Below are 18,050 nucleotides of genomic sequence, written 5' to 3'. Positions count from 1 at the left end.
GCTCGCCGCCAGCGTTGCAACGCGGGCGGCCGCTACGACCCAGCGGCGGCCCATGCCGCCGGCAGGCGCGACGCCGGCCCTGGCGTGCGCAGCGTGACATCGATGCCGGCGACCCGCGCCGCGCGCTGGAAGTCGGTCAGCGTTTCCTCGATATCGTGGTCGATGCGCTCGCAACGGGTCGCATCGATGATCAGTTTCCCGCCGGCTTCCACCTTCGCCAGATGGCGCCGCAGCTGCGCCTTGTGGAAGAACGACACGTCCTTGTGCAGGCGAAGCAGATAGCAGTCCTCGTAGCGCGTCAGCGAGATCGCGCTCCGCGCGTGATGGCGCAGCGTGAAGGCGATCCCCACCGCCATGCCGATGGCGATGCCGAACAGCAGGTCGGTGGCCAGGATGGCCGCGATCGTGACGACGAATGGCAGCGCCTGTGCCGGGCCCTTGCGCCAGGCCTCGACGAACAGCGCGGGCTTGGCCAGCTTGTAGCCCACGTGCAGCAGGATGGCCGACAGGGCCGCCAGCGGAATCCAGCGCAGCAGGTCGGACAGGAACAGCACGCTGGCCAGCAGCAGCACCCCATGCACGACCGCCGACACCTTGGTGCGGCCGCCCGCGCTGATATTGGCCGAGCTGCGCACGATCACCGCCGTCAGCGGCAACGCGCCGAGCAGGCCGGCGACCATATTGCCGACGCCCTGCGCGTACAGCTCCCGGTTGGGCGGCGCCACGCGGCGCATCGGGTCGAGCTTGTCGACGGCCTCCAGGCTCAACAGCGTCTCCAGGCTTGCGACGATCGCCAGCGTCAGCGCGACCACATACAGATCGGGATTGGCCAGCGCCGAGAAGTCGGGGCGCGCCAGTTCGGCCAGCAGAGACGCCGGACCATCGATGGCCGGCAGCTGCACCAGATGGTCGGGAGCCAGCGCGGCATCGGGGCTCGCATGCAGGGCGAAGCGCTGGTACAGCACACCCCACAGCACCGCCAGCAGCGGTGCCGGCAAAGCCCGCAGCGCGCGACGCTGCCGGATGAAATCGGTATCCCACAGCACCAGGATCGCCAGCGCCACTGCCGCCACCGTCAGGTTGCTGCCCGACACCATGCCGAGCGCCTGCTGAGCGGCCTCCGCCAGGCCCGCCTCGTCGACCAGCCGGCTGTCCAGCGGCGCCGACGAGGGCAGGCCGAGCGCGACCGGCAGTTGCTTGATGATCAGCAGCAGGCCGATCGCGGCCAGCATGCCCTTGATCACGGCCGACGGCACCAGTGCCGCGATATCGCCGGCGCGCAGCCACGCGAAGACGATCTGCAGCGCGCCGGCCAGCATCACCGCGACCAGGAAGGCGGAGAAGCCGCCGAGCGTCGAGATTGCGCCGACGACGATCACGACGAGGCCGGCCGCGGGGCCGCTGACGCTCAACTGCGAGCCGCTCAGCATGGCGACCACCACGCCCCCGATCACGCCGGCCAGCAGGCCGGACAACAACGGAGCGCCGGAGGCCAGCGCGATGCCCAGGCACAGCGGCAGGGCAACGAGAAACACCACCACGCCGGCGGGAATGTCGCGGCCGAGGTGGCGCAGATAGGCGTCGCGCATGGACGGGATGGAGACGGTCGGGGTAGGGGTAGGGGGCGCCGTGTTCATAGGGGTCGATGCGATGGAGGGTTGGACGAAAGGGTGGCTCATCGCCGCCGCGAACGCGGGGCCGAGCGGCTCGATGTCAGCCGCCGGGTCCGGCGTTCGCGACGACGACGGTGGGACGACGATGCCGCCGCGGCAACAGCGAGTTGCTGCAGCGTTTCGTAGACCCTGTGTGCTCTGTATTTGGGGGCGGCGTCAGCGCGCCAATGTGTCAGGCCGCCAGCGGTTCCGGCGACGCGTCGGCGTCGGTGCCATCGAGGCACAGCCGCTCTTCCAGCAGGCCCGTTTCCAGCGAGTAGATCCACGCATGCAGGCGCAGCGCGCGGCCGCTGTCCCACACCTTGCGCACCAGCGGCATCCCGGCCAGCTTGCGCACCTGCGCGATCGCATTGAGTTCGACCAGCCGCGCGGTGCGCGCGTCGTCGTTGTCGAGGCGATCGAGTTCGCCGCAATGCGCGCGATAGACCTGCCGGATCTTGTCCAGCCGCGCATCGACGTGGGGCAACTCCGGCACGCGCGCCAGCGACGCACGCACGCCGCCGCAGCCCTGATGCCCGCAGACGATGACGTTGCCCACGCGCAGGACCTCGAGCGCGTACTGCAGCACGCTCATCAGATTGGGGTCGTCCTCGCACACCAGGTTGGCGATGTTCCGGTGCACGAACAGATCCCCGGGCTCGGCATTGGTGATCAGCTCCGCGGGCACGCGGCTGTCCGAGCAGCCGATCCACAGCACGTCCGGCGCCTGGCGCACCGCCAGACGCTTGAAGCGGTCGGGATCGCGTGACAACACTTCGGTGGCCCAGGCGCGGTTCTCGAGCATCAGGCGTTTGGCGACTTCCATGGTGGCTCCCTACGGGCGGACGGTTGGCATGGTGACGGCCGCCGGGGACCTCGTGCACTGCGCCAGCGTGAACTGCGGGCGGGTCGATGTCGTAGTGCACTGCATCAGTGCACCACGGTCGCGGTGCCGTACGGCGGAACAACTCTTCGTCCAGCCGCGGCGAAAGTCAGTTCCGTGTTACATCGCACAAATTTGTGCAACGCAGAATTCGGCCGCATTGAAAGCGGGGAAGCGCCTTTGCCGGTCTTGTGGTCGCCCTCGCTAGCCCAGCACCAGCGTCAACGCCAGGCCCATCATCACCGCCGCGATGGCGCCGTCGAGGCAGCGCCATGCCATCGGCCGGCGGAACAGCGGCGCCAGCAGTCCGGCGCCGTAGGCCAGCGCGAGGAACCACGACAGGCTCGCCAGCGCCGCGCCGAGGCCGAAGATCCAGCGGCCGTCGCTGCCATGCTGGCTCGCCAGCGCGCCGAGCAGCACCACGGTATCGAGATAGACGTGCGGATTCAGGAAGGTGAAGGCAAGACAGGTGGCCAGCGCGGTCGCCAGCGGCAATGGGGCCGCGGCCTGCAGCTCGACCTTGCCGGCATCCAAGGCGCGGCGTGCCGCCATCAGGCCGTAGACCGCGAGGAAGGCCGCGCCGCCATAGCGCGTCAGCGTCAGCCAGCCGGGATGCGCGTGCAGCAGCGCGCCGAGGCCGGCGATGCCGACGCCGATCAGCAGCGCATCGGAGGTGGCGCACAGCAGGGCCACCGGCAGGCGATGCTGGCGCCGGATGCCGAGCCGCAGCACGAAGGCGTTCTGCGCGCCGATCGGGATGATCAGCGCCAGGCTGGAGAGGAAGCCGGCCATCAGGGGCATGTCGATCTTCATCGGGAGGGGACCGGGAAGTTGGAAGGCCCTCACCTTAGCTTTGCCGTGGTCAAAAGAAAAACTAAACTTCCTTGTCCTGGATTAGAAACACTAATGATGAAAATCGACAACGGCCAGCTGGCCGCCTTCGCCGCCGTGCTGCAGGAAGGGAGTTTCGAGGCCGCGGCCCGGCGCCTGCATGTCACGCCCTCGGCCATCAGCCAGCGCATGCGCCAGCTCGAGGAGCGGCTCGGCCAGGTGCTGCTGCAACGAGGCAGCCCCTGCCAGCCGACCGAGGCCGGCCGCACGCTGGCGCGCTACACCGAGCAACTGGCGCTGCTCGAAGCGGAGACGCTGGCCGAACTGGGCGACGCCGATGGCAATGGCTTGCGGGGCAGGGGCGGGATGCCGCTGCGCGTGCCGCTGGCCGTCAATGCCGATTCGCTCGACAGCTGGTTTCCCGCCAGCTTCGACGCCTTGCCGGCCGAGCCCGCGATGGTGTTCGATCTACGCGTCGAAGATCAGGACCATTCGGCAACGCTGCTGCGCGAGGGCGTGGTGATGGCGGCGGTCAGCGCCAGCGCCGAGCCGGTGCAGGGCTGCACGGTCGAACCGCTCGGCATCATGCGTTATCTCGCCGTGGCTTCGCCGCTGTTGATCGCGCAGGCATTTGCCAAGGGCGTCAACGCCGCCAGCCTGTCGCGCACGCCGATGCTCGCCTTCAATCGCAAGGATGCGCTGCAGGCGCGCTTCATCGCGCTGCTGATCGGGCCCGATGCCGAGCAGCCGATGCCGCCGATTCACTACGTGCCCTCGACCGCCGGCTTCGTCGCGTTTGCCCAGCGTGGGCTCGGCTGGGGCATGATGCCCGAGCCCTTCGTGCGCGAGCCGCTGGCGCACGGGACGCTCGCCGAATTTGCGCCGCGCCGGCATCTGGACGTGCCCTTGTACTGGCACCGATGGCGGCTGCGCTCGCCCGCGCTCGACGCCGTCACGCGCGCGGTGCGGCAGGCGGCGGCGTCGTCGTTGCGGCCGCTGGGAGCGCACCCGCCACGGGGGCCGTTGCGGGCGGGGAAGAAGCGCTGAACGATCCCGCTCGCGTTCGGTTCAGGAGTTGGGTCAGGCGATCGGCTTGACGACGATCGTGATCGAGCTGGCGTTCGGCGCAGGGTTTGGGTCTGGCGATCGGCTTGGCGGCGATCACGACCGAGCTTGGGTTCGGCTCAGGGGTCTGGGTCAGCCGATGGGATTGGCGACGATCGTCGAGGACGAGCGTACAAAGTTGCCGCCGCCGAGATGATGGATCGTGTGCAGGGCCTCGTTGCCCGCATCGAACTTCCAGCGGCCATTGGCGAACACGCGCGGATCCGCGGCCGCTGCCACGACCTCGCCGAAGCAGGTGTCGTAGGCATCCTCGGTATGCGCTTCGGGAATCAGCCGGCACTCCATCCACGCGCTGCAGCCCGCCTCGATCAGCGGCAGTCCGAGCTCCGGACCGGTGATGGCGGCGATGCCGAACTGCGCGAACTTGTCGCCGTCGCGGCCCGTGGCGCTGCCCACCGCGTAGGTCATATCGATCGCGGCCGCGCCGGGGATGCAGATGCCAAAGCTGCCGCTGGCCGCGACCAGCTCGCGCGTGAAGGTTCGCTTGTCGATCACGATCGCAATGCGCGGCGGTGTGAATTCGACCGGCATCGACCAGGCGGCGGCCATCACGTTGCGGCGGCTGCCGTCGCTGCTGGTGACCAGCACGGTCGGGCCATGGTTGATCAGGCGGCTGGCGTATTGGAGGGGGACGGGTTGGAAGGCGGTCATCGCGGTCATCGGTTTCGCTCTGCTTCGATGAAATGTGAAGAATGATTGCCGCGATAATTCCATCGCTCCGCCGATCGGGGTGGTTGGGGTCCGCAAAGCCGAAAAACAAAAACCCGCGAAGCTTGCGCTGTCGCGGGTTTCAGGACATCGATTTGCGGATGTCGTCGGACGGAATACTGGTGGAGCCGGCGGGAATCGAACCCGCGTCCGCAGATCCTCCCCAGAGAGTTCTACATACTTAGTTCTGTCATTTGATTTAACCGCCGCATCGCGGACGAACACGCTCTACGACGGCGAGTCACTTGGTTTTCGTCCCTGAGGTCGTGACACCCGCAGGGCTTATCTGACGTAAATGACCTCGCGTGGTCTTGCGACCCTAGCCCGTCAGCGAGCCAGTGCGAGGACGGCGGCCCTTAGGCTGCCAGTGCGTAACGTTCGTCGTTAGCAGTTATTGCGTTCCCATTGATTTACGAGGTGACGGGTCCTCGGTATGCCCTCTACTGCTTTGCAACCCACGTCGAAACCAGGTCGGCCCCAGTAAGGAAAACGGATTGTACCCGCTTTCGACGCCGGGCGTGCGCGTCGGTTCCCTAGGCGGCGGGAACGGCCGCGGTGAGCAGCGGAATCAACTCGCTGGGATGGCGCACCAGGTGATCGCCGCCCCAGCGCTCCGGTGGCTCGCCCTCGCCGCAGTAGCCATAGGCCGCCGTGATGGTGGCCATGCCGGCCGCCTTGCCGGCCTGGATGTCGCGCAGGTCGTCGCCGACATAGGCGCATCGGCTCGGATCGACGCCGCTGACCTGCGCGGCGTGCAGCAGCGGGGCGGGGTGGGGCTTCGGATAGGGCGTGGTGTCGCCGCTGACCACGGCGGCGGCGCGCGGCGCCAGGCCAATCGCATTGACCAGCGGGGTGGTGAAGCGGGCGATCTTGTTGGTCACGATGCCCCAGCGGATGCCGGCGGCTTCGAGTGCGGCCAGAACCTCTTCCATGCCGTCGAACAGCCGGGTCTGCACCGCGATATCGGCCTCGTAGTAGTTCAGGAAGGCATCGCGCAGTGCCGGGAAATCGGGGTCTTCGGGCGTCTTGCCGAAGGCGGCGCCGATCAGGCCGCGCGCCCCATGGGACGCGACCGGGCGCAGCAGCGCATAGTCCACCGGCGGGCGGCCATGCTCGACCACCAGCCGGTTGGCGGCGGCGGCCAGGTCGGGGGCGGTGTCGGCCAGCGTGCCGTCCAGGTCGAAGAAAACAGCGTCGAAGGTCGGCATGCTCAGGCGGTGCGGCGCAGGGCCATCAGGTAATTGACGTCGGTATCGCGGCTCAGCTCGTAAACCTGGGATAGCGGCCGGTAGACCATGCCGCGCAGCTCGATCAGGTCAAGGCCCGCCTGCCGGGCGAAGCGCGCAAGTTCGGCGGGTTTGATGAACTTGTCGTAGTCGTGCGTGCCGCGCGGCAGCATATTGAGCACGTATTCGGCGCCGAGCACGGCCAGCAGGTACGCCTTCAGGTTGCGGTTGATGGTCGAGAAGAACACGTGGCCGCCGGGGCGGACCAGCGTGGCGCAGGCGCGGACGATCGAGGCCGGGTCCGGCACGTGTTCGAGCATTTCCATGCAGGTGACCACGTCGAAGCTGGCCGGCATCCGCGCGGCGAGCGCTTCGGCCGCGATCTCCTCGTAGGTCACGGCCACGCCCGATTCCAGGCTGTGCAGGTCGGCGACCTTCAGCGCCTTGGTCGACAGGTCGATGCCACGCACGGTGGCGCCGGCGCGGGCCATGCTCTCGGACAGGATGCCCCCGCCGCAACCGATATCCACCACCTGCTTGCCGCGCAGGTCGGCGATGCTGTCGATCCAGCCCAGCCGCAGCGGGTTGATCTCGTGCAGCGGCTTGAATTCGCTGTTCGGATCCCACCAGCGGTGGGCCATTTCGCTGAACTTGTCGATCTCCTTCAGGTCGGCATTGCGCGCAATCTGGTGGGTTTCGACGGTGGGGTGAATCACGGGGGAAGTCGGCGTCATGAATCTGGCGCGCGCCTGGCGGCGCGGGACATTAGGAATTGGGGCAACTCTAACAAAATGCGTCCCCTGAGGCGAGCCGGGAGGAAATTGCTGACCCAGTGAACGAGTGAGGCGAGGCAGGGTGCCAAGCCAGGAGGGCAGGCAGGACGGCGGGACCGCAGGAACGGGACGGAGGCCGAACGAAAACGCAGGACGAAAAAAAGCCCAGCTTGCGCTGGGCTTTTTCGCCGTGGAGCGGGACCGATCAGCGAGCGCTGCGGGTACCGACCACTTCGACTTCCACGCGGCGGTTCGGCTGCTGGCAGGCGATCTGAGCGGTGCGGTTGCCCTTGCACGACTTCGGATCGACCTTCAGCTGGCGCTCGCCCTTGCCTTCGGTGTAGACGCGGTTGGCTTCCACGCCCTTGCTCACCAGATAGGCCTTGACGGCTTCGGCGCGGCGGATCGACAGGCGATCGTTGTAGCGATCGGTACCGAACGAGTCGGTGTGGCCGACGGCGATGATCACTTCCAGAGTGATGCCCGACAGCTTCGACACCAGGTCGTCCAGCTTGGCGCGGCCTTCCGGCTTCAGGACAGCCTTGTCGAAGTCGAACAGCGTGTCAGCGGCGAAGGTGACCTTCTCGCTCGAGACAACCGGGGGAGCGACCGGAGCCGGAGCCGGAGCCGGGGCAGCAGCCGGAGCCAGCGCGCCATCGCACTGAGCATTGGCCGTGGCCGGGGTCCAGGAGCTATCGCGCCAGCAGAGCTCGTTCGTGCCATTCTTCCACACGTACTCGCTCGTACCGTTACCCCAGTTGTCGTTGACGGCCTTCTTTTCGTAGGGGACCGACGCGGTCTGGGCTTGAGCGGATGCGGCCATTACTGCGGTAGCTGCAACGAGCGCGAGCTTGGCAAATTTTTTCATATTTCTCCTCTCAGGATGAGATCACCGCAGGGTTACTGCGAGCAAATGGACGAAAACAAGTCATACATTCTTCGGAGTATAACCTTCTCGCTCGAGGTGACGAATGCTCCACTTCGAACAATGTCTGGCTCTTCGCTGGGGAATTGTGCCACAAGGCTCGTTTCCTAAGAAGTAAATATATGCGATTCAATCCATGGCTTCGGGGCCTGTGGTGTTTGTGCAACATGGCCCTTGCGATGCCCGCAAACCCTTGTGCGGCTTGGGTTCCGAGGCATCGCTGCGGATCGGCGGGGACAGCGCGAAGGGTGGTTGGAGGGGCACGGGGAGGCGGTGCGGCGCATGTTAGAATGCCATGTTACCCGCCGCGCCGGCAGCACCGGATCATCCGGTGCCGCCCTCCGCTTGCGGGCGTTTCAACCGCATAAGCCACGCCGCAATGGATCAATTCGCCAAAGAAACCCTTCCGGTCTCCCTCGAAGAGGAAATGCGTCGCTCGTACCTGGATTACGCGATGAGCGTGATCGTCGGGCGCGCGCTTCCCGATGTACGGGACGGCCTGAAGCCCGTCCATCGGCGAGTGCTGTTTGCGATGCACGAGCTGAACAACGACTGGAACCGCCCCTATAAGAAGTCGGCGCGTATCGTCGGCGATGTGATTGGTAAATATCACCCGCACGGCGATACCGCGGTCTACGACACCATCGTCCGCATGGCGCAGGATTTTTCGCTGCGTTATATGCTGGTTGACGGCCAGGGCAATTTCGGTTCGGTCGACGGCGACAATGCCGCGGCCATGCGTTATACGGAAATCCGGTTGTCCAAGATAGCGCATGAAATGCTGCTGGACATCGACAAGGAAACCGTCGATTTCGTCCCGAACTACGACGGCTCCGAAAACGAGCCGCAAATCCTGCCGGCCCGTATCCCGAATCTGCTGATCAACGGTTCGTCGGGTATTGCGGTCGGCATGGCCACCAATATCCCGCCGCACAATCTGAACGAAGTGGTCGACGGCTGCCTGCACCTGCTGCGCAACCCGCAGGCGACGGTCGACGAGCTGATCGAACTGATTCCGGCGCCCGATTTCCCGACCGCGGGCATCATCTACGGCATCCAGGGCGTGCGCGAAGGCTACCGCACCGGCCGCGGCCGTGTGGTGATGCGAGCACGTACCCACTTCGAGGATATCGACCGCGGCCAGCGCCAGGCGATCATCATCGACGAGCTGCCCTACCAGGTGAACAAGCGCACGCTGCTGGAGCGCATCGCCGAGCTCGTCACCGAGAAGAAGATCGAGGGCATCTCCGATATCCGCGACGAATCGGACAAGTCCGGCATGCGCGTGGTGATCGAGCTCAAGCGCAACGAGGTGCCCGAGGTCGTTCTGAACAACCTATATAAGAACACCCAGCTGCAGGACACCTTCGGCATGAACATGGTGGCGCTGGTGGACGGCCAGCCGCGCCTGCTGAACCTGCGCCAGATGCTGGAGTGCTTCCTGTCGCACCGGCGCGAGGTGGTGACCCGCCGCACCGTGTTCGAACTGCGCAAGGCCCGCGAGCGCGGCCATGTGCTGGAGGGCCTGGCGGTGGCGCTGGCCAACATCGACGAGTTCATCGCGATCATCAAGGCCGCGCCGACCCCGCCGATCGCCAAGCAGGAACTGATGGCCAAATCCTGGGATTCGCAGCTGGTGCGCGAGATGCTGGCGCGCGCCGAGACCGACACCCCGGGCGGCCGCGCGGCCTACCGTCCGGACGGCCTGCCGCCGGTGTTCGGCATGCAGGACGACGGCCTGTACCGCCTGTCCGACTCCCAGGCCCAGGAAATCCTGCAGATGCGCCTGCAGCGCCTGACCGGCCTGGAGCAGGACAAGATCGTGCAGGAGTACCGCGACGTGATGGACGCCATCACCGACCTGCTCGACATCCTGGCCCGTCCGGAGCGCATTACCACCATCATCACCGACGAACTGACCGCGATCCGCGCCGAATTCGGCGACGACCGCCGTTCGCAGATCGAGCTGAACGCGACCGAGCTCGATACCGAGGACCTGATCACCCCGCAGGACATGGTGGTCACGCTGTCGCACAGCGGCTATATGAAGAGCCAGCCGATCTCGGAATACCGCGCGCAGAAGCGTGGCGGCCGGGGCAAGCAGGCGATGGCGACCAAGGACGACGACTGGATCGATACGCTGTTCGTCGCCAACACGCACGACTACATCCTGTGCTTCTCGAACCGCGGCCGGCTCTACTGGCTGAAGGTCTATGAGGTCCCGCAGGGCTCGCGCACCTCGCGCGGCCGGCCGATCGTCAACATGTTCCCGCTGCAGGAAGGCGAGAAGATCACGGTGATCCTGCCGGTGCGCCAGTTCGACGCCGAGCACTTCATCTTCATGGCGACCGCCCGCGGCACCGTCAAGAAGACCGCGCTGACCGAATTCTCGAATCCGCGCAAGGCCGGCATCATCGCGGTCGACCTCGACGAGGGCGACTACCTGATCGGCGCGGCGATCACCGACGGCCAGCACGACGTGATGTTGTTCTCGGACGCCGGCAAGGCGGTGCGCTTCGACGAGAACGACGTGCGTCCGATGGGCCGGCAGGCCCGCGGCGTGCGCGGCATGAACCTGGACGACGGTCAGACCGTGATCGCGATGCTGGTCGCGCCGGCCGAGAATGCCGAGGATGCCGGCTCGGTCGGCAGCGTGCTGACCGCGACGGAGAACGGCTACGGCAAGCGCACGCCGATCACGGAATACACTCGGCATGGCCGCGGCACCAAGGGCATGATCGCGATCCAGACCAGCGAGCGTAATGGCCGCGTGGTCGCCGCCGCGCTGGTCGCGCCGGAGCACGAGATCATGCTGATCACCACCGGCGGCGTGCTGATCCGCACCCGGGTGGCCGAAATCCGCGAGATGGGCCGCGCCACCCAGGGCGTCACGCTGATCAACGTCGACGAGGGCACCAAGCTCTCGGGCCTGCAGCGCATCGTCGAAAGCGATGCCGATAATGGCGACAACGGCGACGGCGGCGACAACGGCGAGATCGACGCGGAAGGCGAGGGCGCCGGTGCCGAAAACAATGCCGAAAACAATGCCGAAACCAATGCCGGCACCAACGGCGACGACAATGGTGCCGGCAACGGCGCCGATGATGTCGCAAATGGTGACAATGGCGCTCAATCGTAATCAGATGCAACAATGGCGCGGCCGCTGGAACTAGGCCAGTCGCTACCGGACTAAACCGGACGAATTCATCAGGGAGTCATAATGCTCAACACCACTCGACGTATTGCTGTGCTGGCTGCTTTTGTTCCGGCCTTGATGGTCGCGCAGCATGCGCGCGCGCAGGACGCGGACAAGACCGCGGCGATCAAGGAACTGCTGTCCGTGATGCAGGCCGACCAGGCCGTCAAGGGCCAGGCCGAGAACTGGCAGGCCGGCGCCAAGCAGGAAGCGCCGCTGGTGCTCGAACAGGTGCTGGTCGAGAACAAGACGCTGAGCGACGCGCAGAAGCAGGCCGCGGTCGAGAAGCTGAAGAAGAACGGCGCGGTGCAGCGCATGGTCGACGGCGCCGGCAAGCAGTTCGGCACCGACGCGTTCAAGAACGACGCGATCAAGGCGCACTATGACGCCTTCGGCAAGTACTACACCGCCCAGGAAATCCGCGACCTGACCACCTTCCTGAAGTCGCCGACCGGCCAGAAGTTCATGGCGAACCAGGGCAAGGCGACCCAGGAAATCTGGGGCTCGATGATGCAGAAGTACGGCCCGCAGGTCGGCAAGTCTATGCGCGACGCCGCCGAGAAGGAAGTCACCGCGGCATCGAAGTAAGCCGGGCGCCGGCGTCCGGTGCGCCATCTCGGCGACGCCGGGGCGCCAACGAAATGCGTCTTTAGGTAATAATGGCTGCTTGGGCTATCCCAAGCAGCCATTTTTCTTTCCGTTCATGAACGATCCCCAGAATCCCGCCCTTGCCGCCATGATGCAGCGCGCCATGGCCGAACGTGTCTACAACTTCTCCCCGGGCCCCGCGACGCTGCCGGCCGAGGTGCTCCAGCAGGCAGCCGAAGAAATGCTCTCCTGGCACGGCACCGGCATCTCGGTGATGGAGATGAGCCACCGCAGCAAGGAGTTCGAGGGGATCCACAACGAGGCGCTGGCCGATCTGCGCGAGCTGCTGCGCGTCCCCAAGGAATTCCGCATCCTGTTCCTGCAGGGCGGGGCCATCGGCGAGAACGCCATCGTCCCGCTGAACCTGATCGGACGCCTGAACCCCGAGCGGCCCAAGGCCGATTTCATCGTGACGGGCACCTGGTCGGTCAAGACCGAGCAGGAAACCCGCCGCTACGGCGCCAGCCATATCGCCGCCAGCAGCGTGGACCAGCGCTTCGCGCGCATCCCCGATCCGGCGAGCTGGCAGCTGTCCGACGATGCCGCCTACGTGCACCTGTGCACCAACGAGACCGTCGTCGGCGTCGAATTCCAGGAAGTGCCCGATATCGGCCAGAACCACGGCCGCGTGGTGGTCGCCGACGCGTCGAGCCATATCCTGTCGCGGCCGATCGACTGGTCGCGCGTGCAGGTGGTCTATGGCGGCGCGCAGAAGAATATCGGCCCCGCCGGCGTCACCATCGTGATCGTGCGCGAGGACCTGCTCGGCCACGCGCATCCGCTGTGCCCGTCGGCGTTCAACTGGCGCATCGTCAACGACAACAATTCGATGTACAACACGCCGCCGACCTACGCGATCTATATCGCCGGGCTGGTGTTCAAATGGCTGAAGCGGCAGGGCGGCGTGGACGGCATCGAGCAGCGCAATATCGCCAAGGCGCGCGCGCTCTACGACTTCCTCGACCAGAGCGCCTTCTATCGCAACGAGATCGATCCGAGCTGCCGTTCGCGCATGAATGTGCCGTTCTTCCTGGCCGACGAGTCCCGCAACGAGGCCTTCCTGGCCGGCGCGCGCGCCAACGGGCTGGTCCAGCTCAAGGGCCACAAGTCGGTGGGCGGCATGCGCGCCAGCCTGTATAACGCGATGCCGCTGGAGGGTGTCACCGCGCTGATCGACTATATGCGCGAGTTCGAGCGCAGCGCCGCCTGAGCGGCGGCCATTGCGCCATCGGCGGCGAGACGGTCCTGCGTGGGCGTGGCCTGCCGATCGATGGCGAATCGGGATTTCCATCATGACGAACCAAGATAAAAACGCTGCGGCCGCTGCCCAGGGCCAGCAGCCTGCCATGCCGACCGAGGAGCAGGAGCGCGCGCTGTCCGTGGAACTGGCGCCGCTGCGCGAGCAGATCGACGCCGTCGATCGCGAGCTGCTGGCGATGCTGAACCGCCGCGCGCAGCTGGCGCTGGACGTCGGCGAAGTGAAGAAGAAGTTCGGCGCGCCGGTGTTCCGGCCGGAGCGCGAGCTGCAGGTCATTCGCAAGGTCCAGGGCAACAACCCCGGGCCGCTGCGCGGCGACAGCGTCGCGGCGATCTGGCGCGAGGTGATGTCCGCCTGCCGCGGCCTGGAGAAGCCGCTGGAAGTCGCCTTCCTCGGCCCGGCCGGCACCTTCTCCGAGCAGGCGCTGTACGCCCACTTCGGCCACGAGGTCGCCGGCGTGCCGTGCCCGAGCATCGACGAGGTATTCCGGGCGGTCGAGGCCGGCACCGTCGAGTACGGCGTGGTGCCGGTCGAGAATTCGACCGAGGGCGCGGTGTCGCGCACGCTCGATCTGTTCCTGCAGACCTCGCTGAAGATCAGCGGCGAGATCGCGCTCAAGGTCCATCACAACCTGATGGCGTCGTCGCCCGACATGAAAGGCGTGACCGTGGTGCGCGCCCATCCGCAGGCGCTGGCGCAGTGCCAGCACTGGCTGACGGCCAACTATCCGCATCTGGAGCGGCAGGCGGTGTCGAGCAACGGCGAGGCGGCCCGCATGGCCAGCGAGGACCCGACGGTGGCGGCGATCGCAGCCGAGACCGCGGCCAATCGCTATCACCTGCACATCATCCGCTCGCATATCCAGGACGATCCGCACAATCGCACGCGCTTCGCGGTGATCGGCCGCTACGAGACCGAGCCGTCGGGCAGCGACCAGACCTCGCTGATCCTGTCGGTGCCGAACAAGGCCGGCGCGGTCTACCAGCTGCTGGCGCCGCTGGCCGACAACGGCGTGTCGATGTGCCGCTTCGAATCGCGGCCGGCGCGCAGCGGGGCCTGGGAGTACTACTTCTACGTCGATATCGAGGGCCACCAGCGCGATGCCGCGGTCGAGCGCGCGCTGCAGCAGCTGCGCGCCAACGCGGCGTACTTCAAGGTGCTGGGCTCGTATCCGTCCAGCAAGTAGCACGCACGCAGGCAGGCAGCGCACTGCGGACAGAACAACCCAAGGTGGAACACCGGGCCCGCGGCGGGCCGAGGCAAGGCAATCAGGAGTCGATATGGCAGAGCAGGGCAGGCAGTTCGGTCCGGAATATGTGCGGGCGATTTCCCCTTACGTCGCGGGCCGGCCGATCGCCGAGGTCGCGCGCGAATTCGGCCTCGACGAGGCAACCATCGTCAAGCTGGCCTCCAACGAGAACCCGCTCGGCATGCCGGAGTCGGCCAAGGCCGCGATGGCGGCCGCGGTGGCCGAGCTGGGCCGCTATCCCGATTCCAACGGCTTCGAGCTGAAGGCCGCGCTGTCGGCCCGCTACGACGTGCCGGCCGACTGGCTGACCCTGGGCAACGGCAGCAACGACATCCTCGAGCTGGCCGCGCATGCGCTGGTCAAGCCGGGCGAATCGATCGTCTACGCGCAGTACTCGTTCGCGGTCTACGCGCTGGCGACGCAGGAAATCGGCGCCCGTGCGATCGAGGTGCCGGCGCGCGACTATGGCCACGATCTCGGCGCGATGGCGGCGGCGATCGCGCCCGATACCCGCCTGGTCTTCATCGCCAACCCGAACAATCCGACCGGAACCTTCCTGCCGGCCCCGCAGATCGAAGCCTTCCTGGCGAAGGTGCCGGCCGACGTGGTGGTGGTGCTCGACGAGGCCTACAACGAGTACCTGGACCCCGAGGACCAGTACGAGTCGGTGCAGTGGGTGCGCAGGTATCCGAACCTGATGGTCTCGCGCACGTTCTCGAAGGCCTATGGCCTGGCCGGGCTGCGGGTCGGCTATGCGGTCGCGCAGCCTGCGCTGACCGATCTGCTGAACCGCATCCGCCAGCCGTTCAACGTCAACAGCCTGGCGCAGGCGGCCGCGGTGGCCGCGCTCGGCGACGAGGCCTTCCTGCGCAAGAGTGCGACGCTCAATCGCGAGGGCAAGGCGCAGCTGGTGGCGGCATTCGATCGGCTCGGCCTCGAATATGTGCCTTCGTACGGCAACTTCGTGCTGGTCCGTGTCGGCGACGACAATGAGGCGGGCGCGCGTGTCAATCTGGCGCTGCTCAAGCAGGGCGTGATCGTGCGGCCGGTCGGCAGCTATGGGCTGCCGCAGTGGTTGCGCGTGACGATCGGGCTGCCGCAGGAGAACGCGGCCTTTATCGCAGCGCTGGAACGCGCGCTGCAGTAGGGGCGCCGCGGTCCAACTCCCGACAGGGCGCCGCTGGCGCCCTGTCTGCCATATCGGCACCACCGGCGCCCGCCTGCGCGCAGCGACCGGCTACAATGCCGGTTTTCCTCCTTTCCGCCGCCGATCTCGGCGTACTGTCGTGAGTGCCCTGCATTTTTCCCGTGTCGTGATCGTCGGCGTCGGCCTGATCGGCGGTTCCCTGGCCCGAGCCCTGAAACGTGCCGGTGTCGTCGGCGAAGTGGTCGGCGTCGGCCGTTCTCCCGCCTCGCTGGAACGCGCGCTGGCGCTTGGCGTGATCGACCGCGCCGCCTCGCTCGAAGATGCCGCGCAGGGCGCCAGCATGATCGTGCTGTGCGCGCCGGTGGCGCAGACCTTCGCGCTGCTGCATGCGCTCGAGCCCCATCTGCAGCCCGGCACCATCGTCACCGACGCGGGCAGCACCAAGTCCGACGTGATCATGGCGGCCAAGACCGCGCTCGGCGACAAGGTCGCGCAGTTCGTGCCGGCCCATCCGATCGCGGGACGCGAGCTCAACGGCGTCGAGGCCGCCCTCGACGATCTCTACGACGGCAAGAAGGTCGTGCTGTGCCCGCTGCAGGAGAACAGCCGGGCCGATGTCGCGGCGGTGCGCGCGATGTGGGAGACCGCCGGCGGTGTCTGCGAGATCATGTCCGCCGTGCAGCACGACGCGGTGTTCGCGGCGGTCAGCCACCTGCCGCATCTGCTGTCCTATGCGCTGGTCGCGCAGGTCGCCAATGCCGAGGACGCGGCGCTCAAGCTTGCCTGTGCTGGCGGCGGCTTTCGCGACTTCACGCGGATCGCCGCGTCGTCGCCCGAGATGTGGCGCGACATCTGCCTGGCCAATCGCGAGGCGCTGCTGCGCGAACTCAATACCTATCAGTCGGTGCTGGCCCATCTGAAGGCGCAGATCGAGGCCGGCAATGGCGACGCGCTCGAACGCGTGTTCGCCCGCGCCAGCCAGGCCCGGCTGCAGTGGGGCGCCGAGCGCGCCGCCGCGGCGGACGTCGAGCCGTGATGTCGGCCGATCCTGCCGCCAACCCGCGCTGCCTTGTTGCCCTTCGTATGCCGTCCCGACCGTAGCCCGACCATGGAACATCTGACGCTTGGCCCCTTCACCCGTGCCGCCGGCACGGTTCGCCTTCCCGGCTCGAAGAGCATCTCCAACCGCGTGCTGCTGCTGGCCGCGCTCAGCGAGGGCGAGACCCGGGTGCGCGACCTGCTCGATTCCGACGACACGCGCGTGATGCTTGGCGCGTTGAAGACGCTGGGCGTGGCATGGCGCAAGGACGGCGACGATCATCTGGTCACCGGCGTCGGCGGCAAGTTTCCGGTCAAGGCGGCCGAGCTGTTCATGGGCAATGCCGGCACCGCGATCCGCCCGCTGACCGCGGCGCTGGCGCTGCAGGGCGGCGACTATCGGTTGTCGGGCGTGCCGCGCATGCACGAGCGGCCGATCGGCGATCTGGTCGACGGCCTGCGCCAGGTTGGCGCGCGCATCGACTACCTCGGCAACGAGGGCTATCCGCCGTTGCACCTGCAGCCGTCCCAGATCCGTATCGACGGGCCGATCCGCGTGCGCGGCGATGTGTCCAGCCAGTTCCTGACCGCGCTGCTGATGGCGTTGCCGCTGGCCGACGCGCCGGGCGGCCGCATCGAAATCGAGGTGGTGGGCGAGCTGATCTCGAAGCCCTATATCGAGATCACGCTGAATCTGCTGGCGCGCTTCGGCATCGAGGTCAAGCGCGACGGCTGGTCGCGCTTCGTGCTGCCGGCGCGGGCGCGTTACCGCTCCCCCGGTGAAATCTTCGTCGAGGGCGACGCGTCGTCGGCCTCGTACTTCCTGGCCGCCGGCGCCATCGGCGGCGGTCCGGTGCGGGTCGAAGGGGTGGGGCTGGCAAGCATCCAGGGCGACGTGCAGTTCGCCGATGCGCTGAACCGGATGGGCGCCAACGTGATGGCCGGCGCCAACTGGATCGAGGTGCGCGGCGTGGACCGCGACGACGGCCGGCTGACGGGCATCGCGCTGGACTGCAACCATATTCCCGATGCGGCGATGACGCTGGCGGTGGCGGCGCTGTTCGCCGACGGTCCCACCACGCTGACCAATATCGGCAGCTGGCGCGTCAAGGAGACCGATCGCATCGACGCGATGGCGGCCGAGCTGCGCAAGCTCGGCGCCGACATCGAGGCCGGCCAGGACTATCTGCGCATCGCGCCGCCGGCGCAGTGGCGCACGCCCGCCGACGGCATCGACACCTATGACGACCACCGGATGGCGATGTGCTTCTCGCTGGCGACCTTCGGGCCCTTGCCGATCCGCATCAACGATCCGCGCTGCGTGGCGAAGACGTTTCCCGATTATTTCGACGTGTTTGGCCAGGTGGTCCGCTGAATCCTGGTCAGGGCGG

At 67.0% G+C, this 18,050-nt stretch carries 15 protein-coding genes and 1 other RNA gene; 8 read left to right on the top strand and 8 right to left on the bottom strand.

Going from position 1 to position 18,050, the window contains the following annotated elements; translation table 11 throughout:
- Positions 1-32: 32 nt before the first annotated feature.
- The 3 genes from K7G19_RS17085 to K7G19_RS17075 all read right to left on the bottom strand — a co-directional run bounded on the left by K7G19_RS17085 (position 33) and on the right by K7G19_RS17075 (position 3,336).
- Complete coding sequence (locus K7G19_RS17085) at positions 33-1,589, bottom strand: SulP family inorganic anion transporter (RefSeq protein WP_226108273.1); 1,557 nt, start codon at positions 1,587-1,589, stop codon at positions 33-35.
- Between the two features lie 256 nt (positions 1,590-1,845).
- Positions 1,846-2,478 carry a carbonic anhydrase gene (locus tag K7G19_RS17080; RefSeq protein ID WP_149317874.1) on the bottom strand — a complete coding sequence of 211 codons (633 nt, stop codon included), beginning with the start codon at positions 2,476-2,478 and terminating at the stop codon, positions 1,846-1,848.
- A gap of 261 nt (positions 2,479-2,739) precedes the next feature.
- Positions 2,740-3,336 carry a LysE/ArgO family amino acid transporter gene (locus K7G19_RS17075; RefSeq protein ID WP_187829160.1) on the bottom strand — a complete coding sequence of 199 codons (597 nt, stop codon included), beginning with the start codon at positions 3,334-3,336 and terminating at the stop codon, positions 2,740-2,742.
- A 105-nt stretch (positions 3,337-3,441) separates the two neighbouring features.
- Between K7G19_RS17075 and K7G19_RS17070 the strand changes: the two genes are divergently transcribed.
- Complete coding sequence (locus K7G19_RS17070; RefSeq protein WP_370639568.1) at positions 3,442-4,413, top strand: LysR family transcriptional regulator ArgP; 972 nt, start codon at positions 3,442-3,444, stop codon at positions 4,411-4,413.
- A 150-nt stretch (positions 4,414-4,563) separates the two neighbouring features.
- On the opposite strand, the gene K7G19_RS17065 is transcribed toward K7G19_RS17070, so the two are convergent.
- The 5 genes from K7G19_RS17065 to ompA all read right to left on the bottom strand — a co-directional run bounded on the left by K7G19_RS17065 (position 4,564) and on the right by ompA (position 8,066).
- On the bottom strand, positions 4,564-5,142 hold the full coding sequence (locus K7G19_RS17065; RefSeq protein WP_226108611.1) for a flavin reductase family protein: 579 nt from the start codon (positions 5,140-5,142) through the stop codon (positions 4,564-4,566).
- A 177-nt stretch (positions 5,143-5,319) separates the two neighbouring features.
- Positions 5,320-5,678, bottom strand: a transfer-messenger RNA (tmRNA) gene (gene ssrA / locus K7G19_RS17060).
- A 54-nt stretch (positions 5,679-5,732) separates the two neighbouring features.
- Positions 5,733-6,407, bottom strand: coding sequence for a phosphoglycolate phosphatase (gene gph, locus K7G19_RS17055; RefSeq protein ID WP_150084155.1), 675 nt, complete (start codon positions 6,405-6,407; stop codon positions 5,733-5,735).
- Between the two features lie 2 nt (positions 6,408-6,409).
- Positions 6,410-7,159: a bifunctional 2-polyprenyl-6-hydroxyphenol methylase/3-demethylubiquinol 3-O-methyltransferase UbiG gene (gene ubiG / locus K7G19_RS17050; protein WP_226108272.1), complete on the bottom strand. Its 750-nt coding sequence runs from the start codon at positions 7,157-7,159 to the stop codon at positions 6,410-6,412.
- Between the two features lie 244 nt (positions 7,160-7,403).
- Positions 7,404-8,066, bottom strand: a complete 663-nt coding sequence (gene ompA / locus K7G19_RS17045; protein ID WP_023265125.1) for an outer membrane protein OmpA — start codon at positions 8,064-8,066, stop codon at positions 7,404-7,406.
- Positions 8,067-8,502: 436 nt separating this feature from the next.
- Here ompA and gyrA point away from each other — a divergent pair, with 436 nt between their 5' ends.
- The 7 genes from gyrA (at position 8,503) to aroA (ending at position 18,034) form a co-directional block, all read left to right on the top strand.
- Positions 8,503-11,262 (top strand): DNA gyrase subunit A, encoded by a 2,760-nt coding sequence (gyrA, locus tag K7G19_RS17040; RefSeq protein ID WP_226108271.1) that lies wholly within the window; start codon positions 8,503-8,505, stop codon positions 11,260-11,262.
- An 81-nt stretch (positions 11,263-11,343) separates the two neighbouring features.
- The gene (locus K7G19_RS17035; protein WP_053821306.1) at positions 11,344-11,907 is read left to right on the top strand and encodes a DUF2059 domain-containing protein; all 564 of its coding nucleotides are present in this window, start codon (positions 11,344-11,346) and stop codon (positions 11,905-11,907) included.
- A 115-nt stretch (positions 11,908-12,022) separates the two neighbouring features.
- On the top strand, positions 12,023-13,177 hold the full coding sequence (gene serC / locus K7G19_RS17030; protein WP_226108269.1) for a 3-phosphoserine/phosphohydroxythreonine transaminase: 1,155 nt from the start codon (positions 12,023-12,025) through the stop codon (positions 13,175-13,177).
- Positions 13,178-13,259: 82 nt separating this feature from the next.
- Complete coding sequence (pheA, locus tag K7G19_RS17025) at positions 13,260-14,411, top strand: prephenate dehydratase (RefSeq protein WP_149317881.1); 1,152 nt, start codon at positions 13,260-13,262, stop codon at positions 14,409-14,411.
- 94 nt (positions 14,412-14,505) lie between these two features.
- Complete coding sequence (gene hisC, locus K7G19_RS17020) at positions 14,506-15,621, top strand: histidinol-phosphate transaminase (RefSeq protein WP_150084152.1); 1,116 nt, start codon at positions 14,506-14,508, stop codon at positions 15,619-15,621.
- 139 nt (positions 15,622-15,760) lie between these two features.
- Positions 15,761-16,657 carry a prephenate dehydrogenase/arogenate dehydrogenase family protein gene (locus tag K7G19_RS17015; RefSeq protein ID WP_226108268.1) on the top strand — a complete coding sequence of 299 codons (897 nt, stop codon included), beginning with the start codon at positions 15,761-15,763 and terminating at the stop codon, positions 16,655-16,657.
- A gap of 72 nt (positions 16,658-16,729) precedes the next feature.
- Positions 16,730-18,034 (top strand): 3-phosphoshikimate 1-carboxyvinyltransferase, encoded by a 1,305-nt coding sequence (aroA, locus tag K7G19_RS17010; protein WP_149317884.1) that lies wholly within the window; start codon positions 16,730-16,732, stop codon positions 18,032-18,034.
- The last annotated feature ends 16 nt before the right edge of the window (positions 18,035-18,050 follow it).

The sequence above is a fragment of the Cupriavidus sp. DB3 genome (genome assembly GCF_020418465.1).
Lineage (GTDB): Bacteria > Pseudomonadota > Gammaproteobacteria > Burkholderiales > Burkholderiaceae > Cupriavidus > Cupriavidus cauae.
The sequence above is the reverse complement of the archived record's forward strand: the minus strand, read 5'-3'. Positions and strand labels throughout refer to the sequence as shown.

Bases quoted from the DNA above. Each gene is read 5' to 3' on its own strand.
- K7G19_RS17085 (WP_226108273.1), bottom strand. From the start codon at position 1,589: ATGCGCGACGCCTATCTGCGCCACCTCGGCCGCGACATTCCCGCCGGC.
- K7G19_RS17080 (WP_149317874.1), bottom strand. From the start codon at position 2,478: ATGGAAGTCGCCAAACGCCTGATGCTCGAGAACCGCGCCTGGGCCACC.
- K7G19_RS17075 (WP_187829160.1), bottom strand. From the start codon at position 3,336: ATGCCCCTGATGGCCGGCTTCCTCTCCAGCCTGGCGCTGATCATCCCG.
- K7G19_RS17070 (WP_370639568.1), top strand. From the start codon at position 3,442: ATGATGAAAATCGACAACGGCCAGCTGGCCGCCTTCGCCGCCGTGCTG.
- K7G19_RS17065 (WP_226108611.1), bottom strand. From the start codon at position 5,142: ATGACCGCCTTCCAACCCGTCCCCCTCCAATACGCCAGCCGCCTGATC.
- gph (WP_150084155.1), bottom strand. From the start codon at position 6,407: ATGCCGACCTTCGACGCTGTTTTCTTCGACCTGGACGGCACGCTGGCC.
- ubiG (WP_226108272.1), bottom strand. From the start codon at position 7,159: ATGACGCCGACTTCCCCCGTGATTCACCCCACCGTCGAAACCCACCAG.
- ompA (WP_023265125.1), bottom strand. From the start codon at position 8,066: ATGAAAAAATTTGCCAAGCTCGCGCTCGTTGCAGCTACCGCAGTAATG.
- gyrA (WP_226108271.1), top strand. From the start codon at position 8,503: ATGGATCAATTCGCCAAAGAAACCCTTCCGGTCTCCCTCGAAGAGGAA.
- K7G19_RS17035 (WP_053821306.1), top strand. From the start codon at position 11,344: ATGCTCAACACCACTCGACGTATTGCTGTGCTGGCTGCTTTTGTTCCG.
- serC (WP_226108269.1), top strand. From the start codon at position 12,023: ATGAACGATCCCCAGAATCCCGCCCTTGCCGCCATGATGCAGCGCGCC.
- pheA (WP_149317881.1), top strand. From the start codon at position 13,260: ATGACGAACCAAGATAAAAACGCTGCGGCCGCTGCCCAGGGCCAGCAG.
- hisC (WP_150084152.1), top strand. From the start codon at position 14,506: ATGGCAGAGCAGGGCAGGCAGTTCGGTCCGGAATATGTGCGGGCGATT.
- aroA (WP_149317884.1), top strand. From the start codon at position 16,730: ATGGAACATCTGACGCTTGGCCCCTTCACCCGTGCCGCCGGCACGGTT.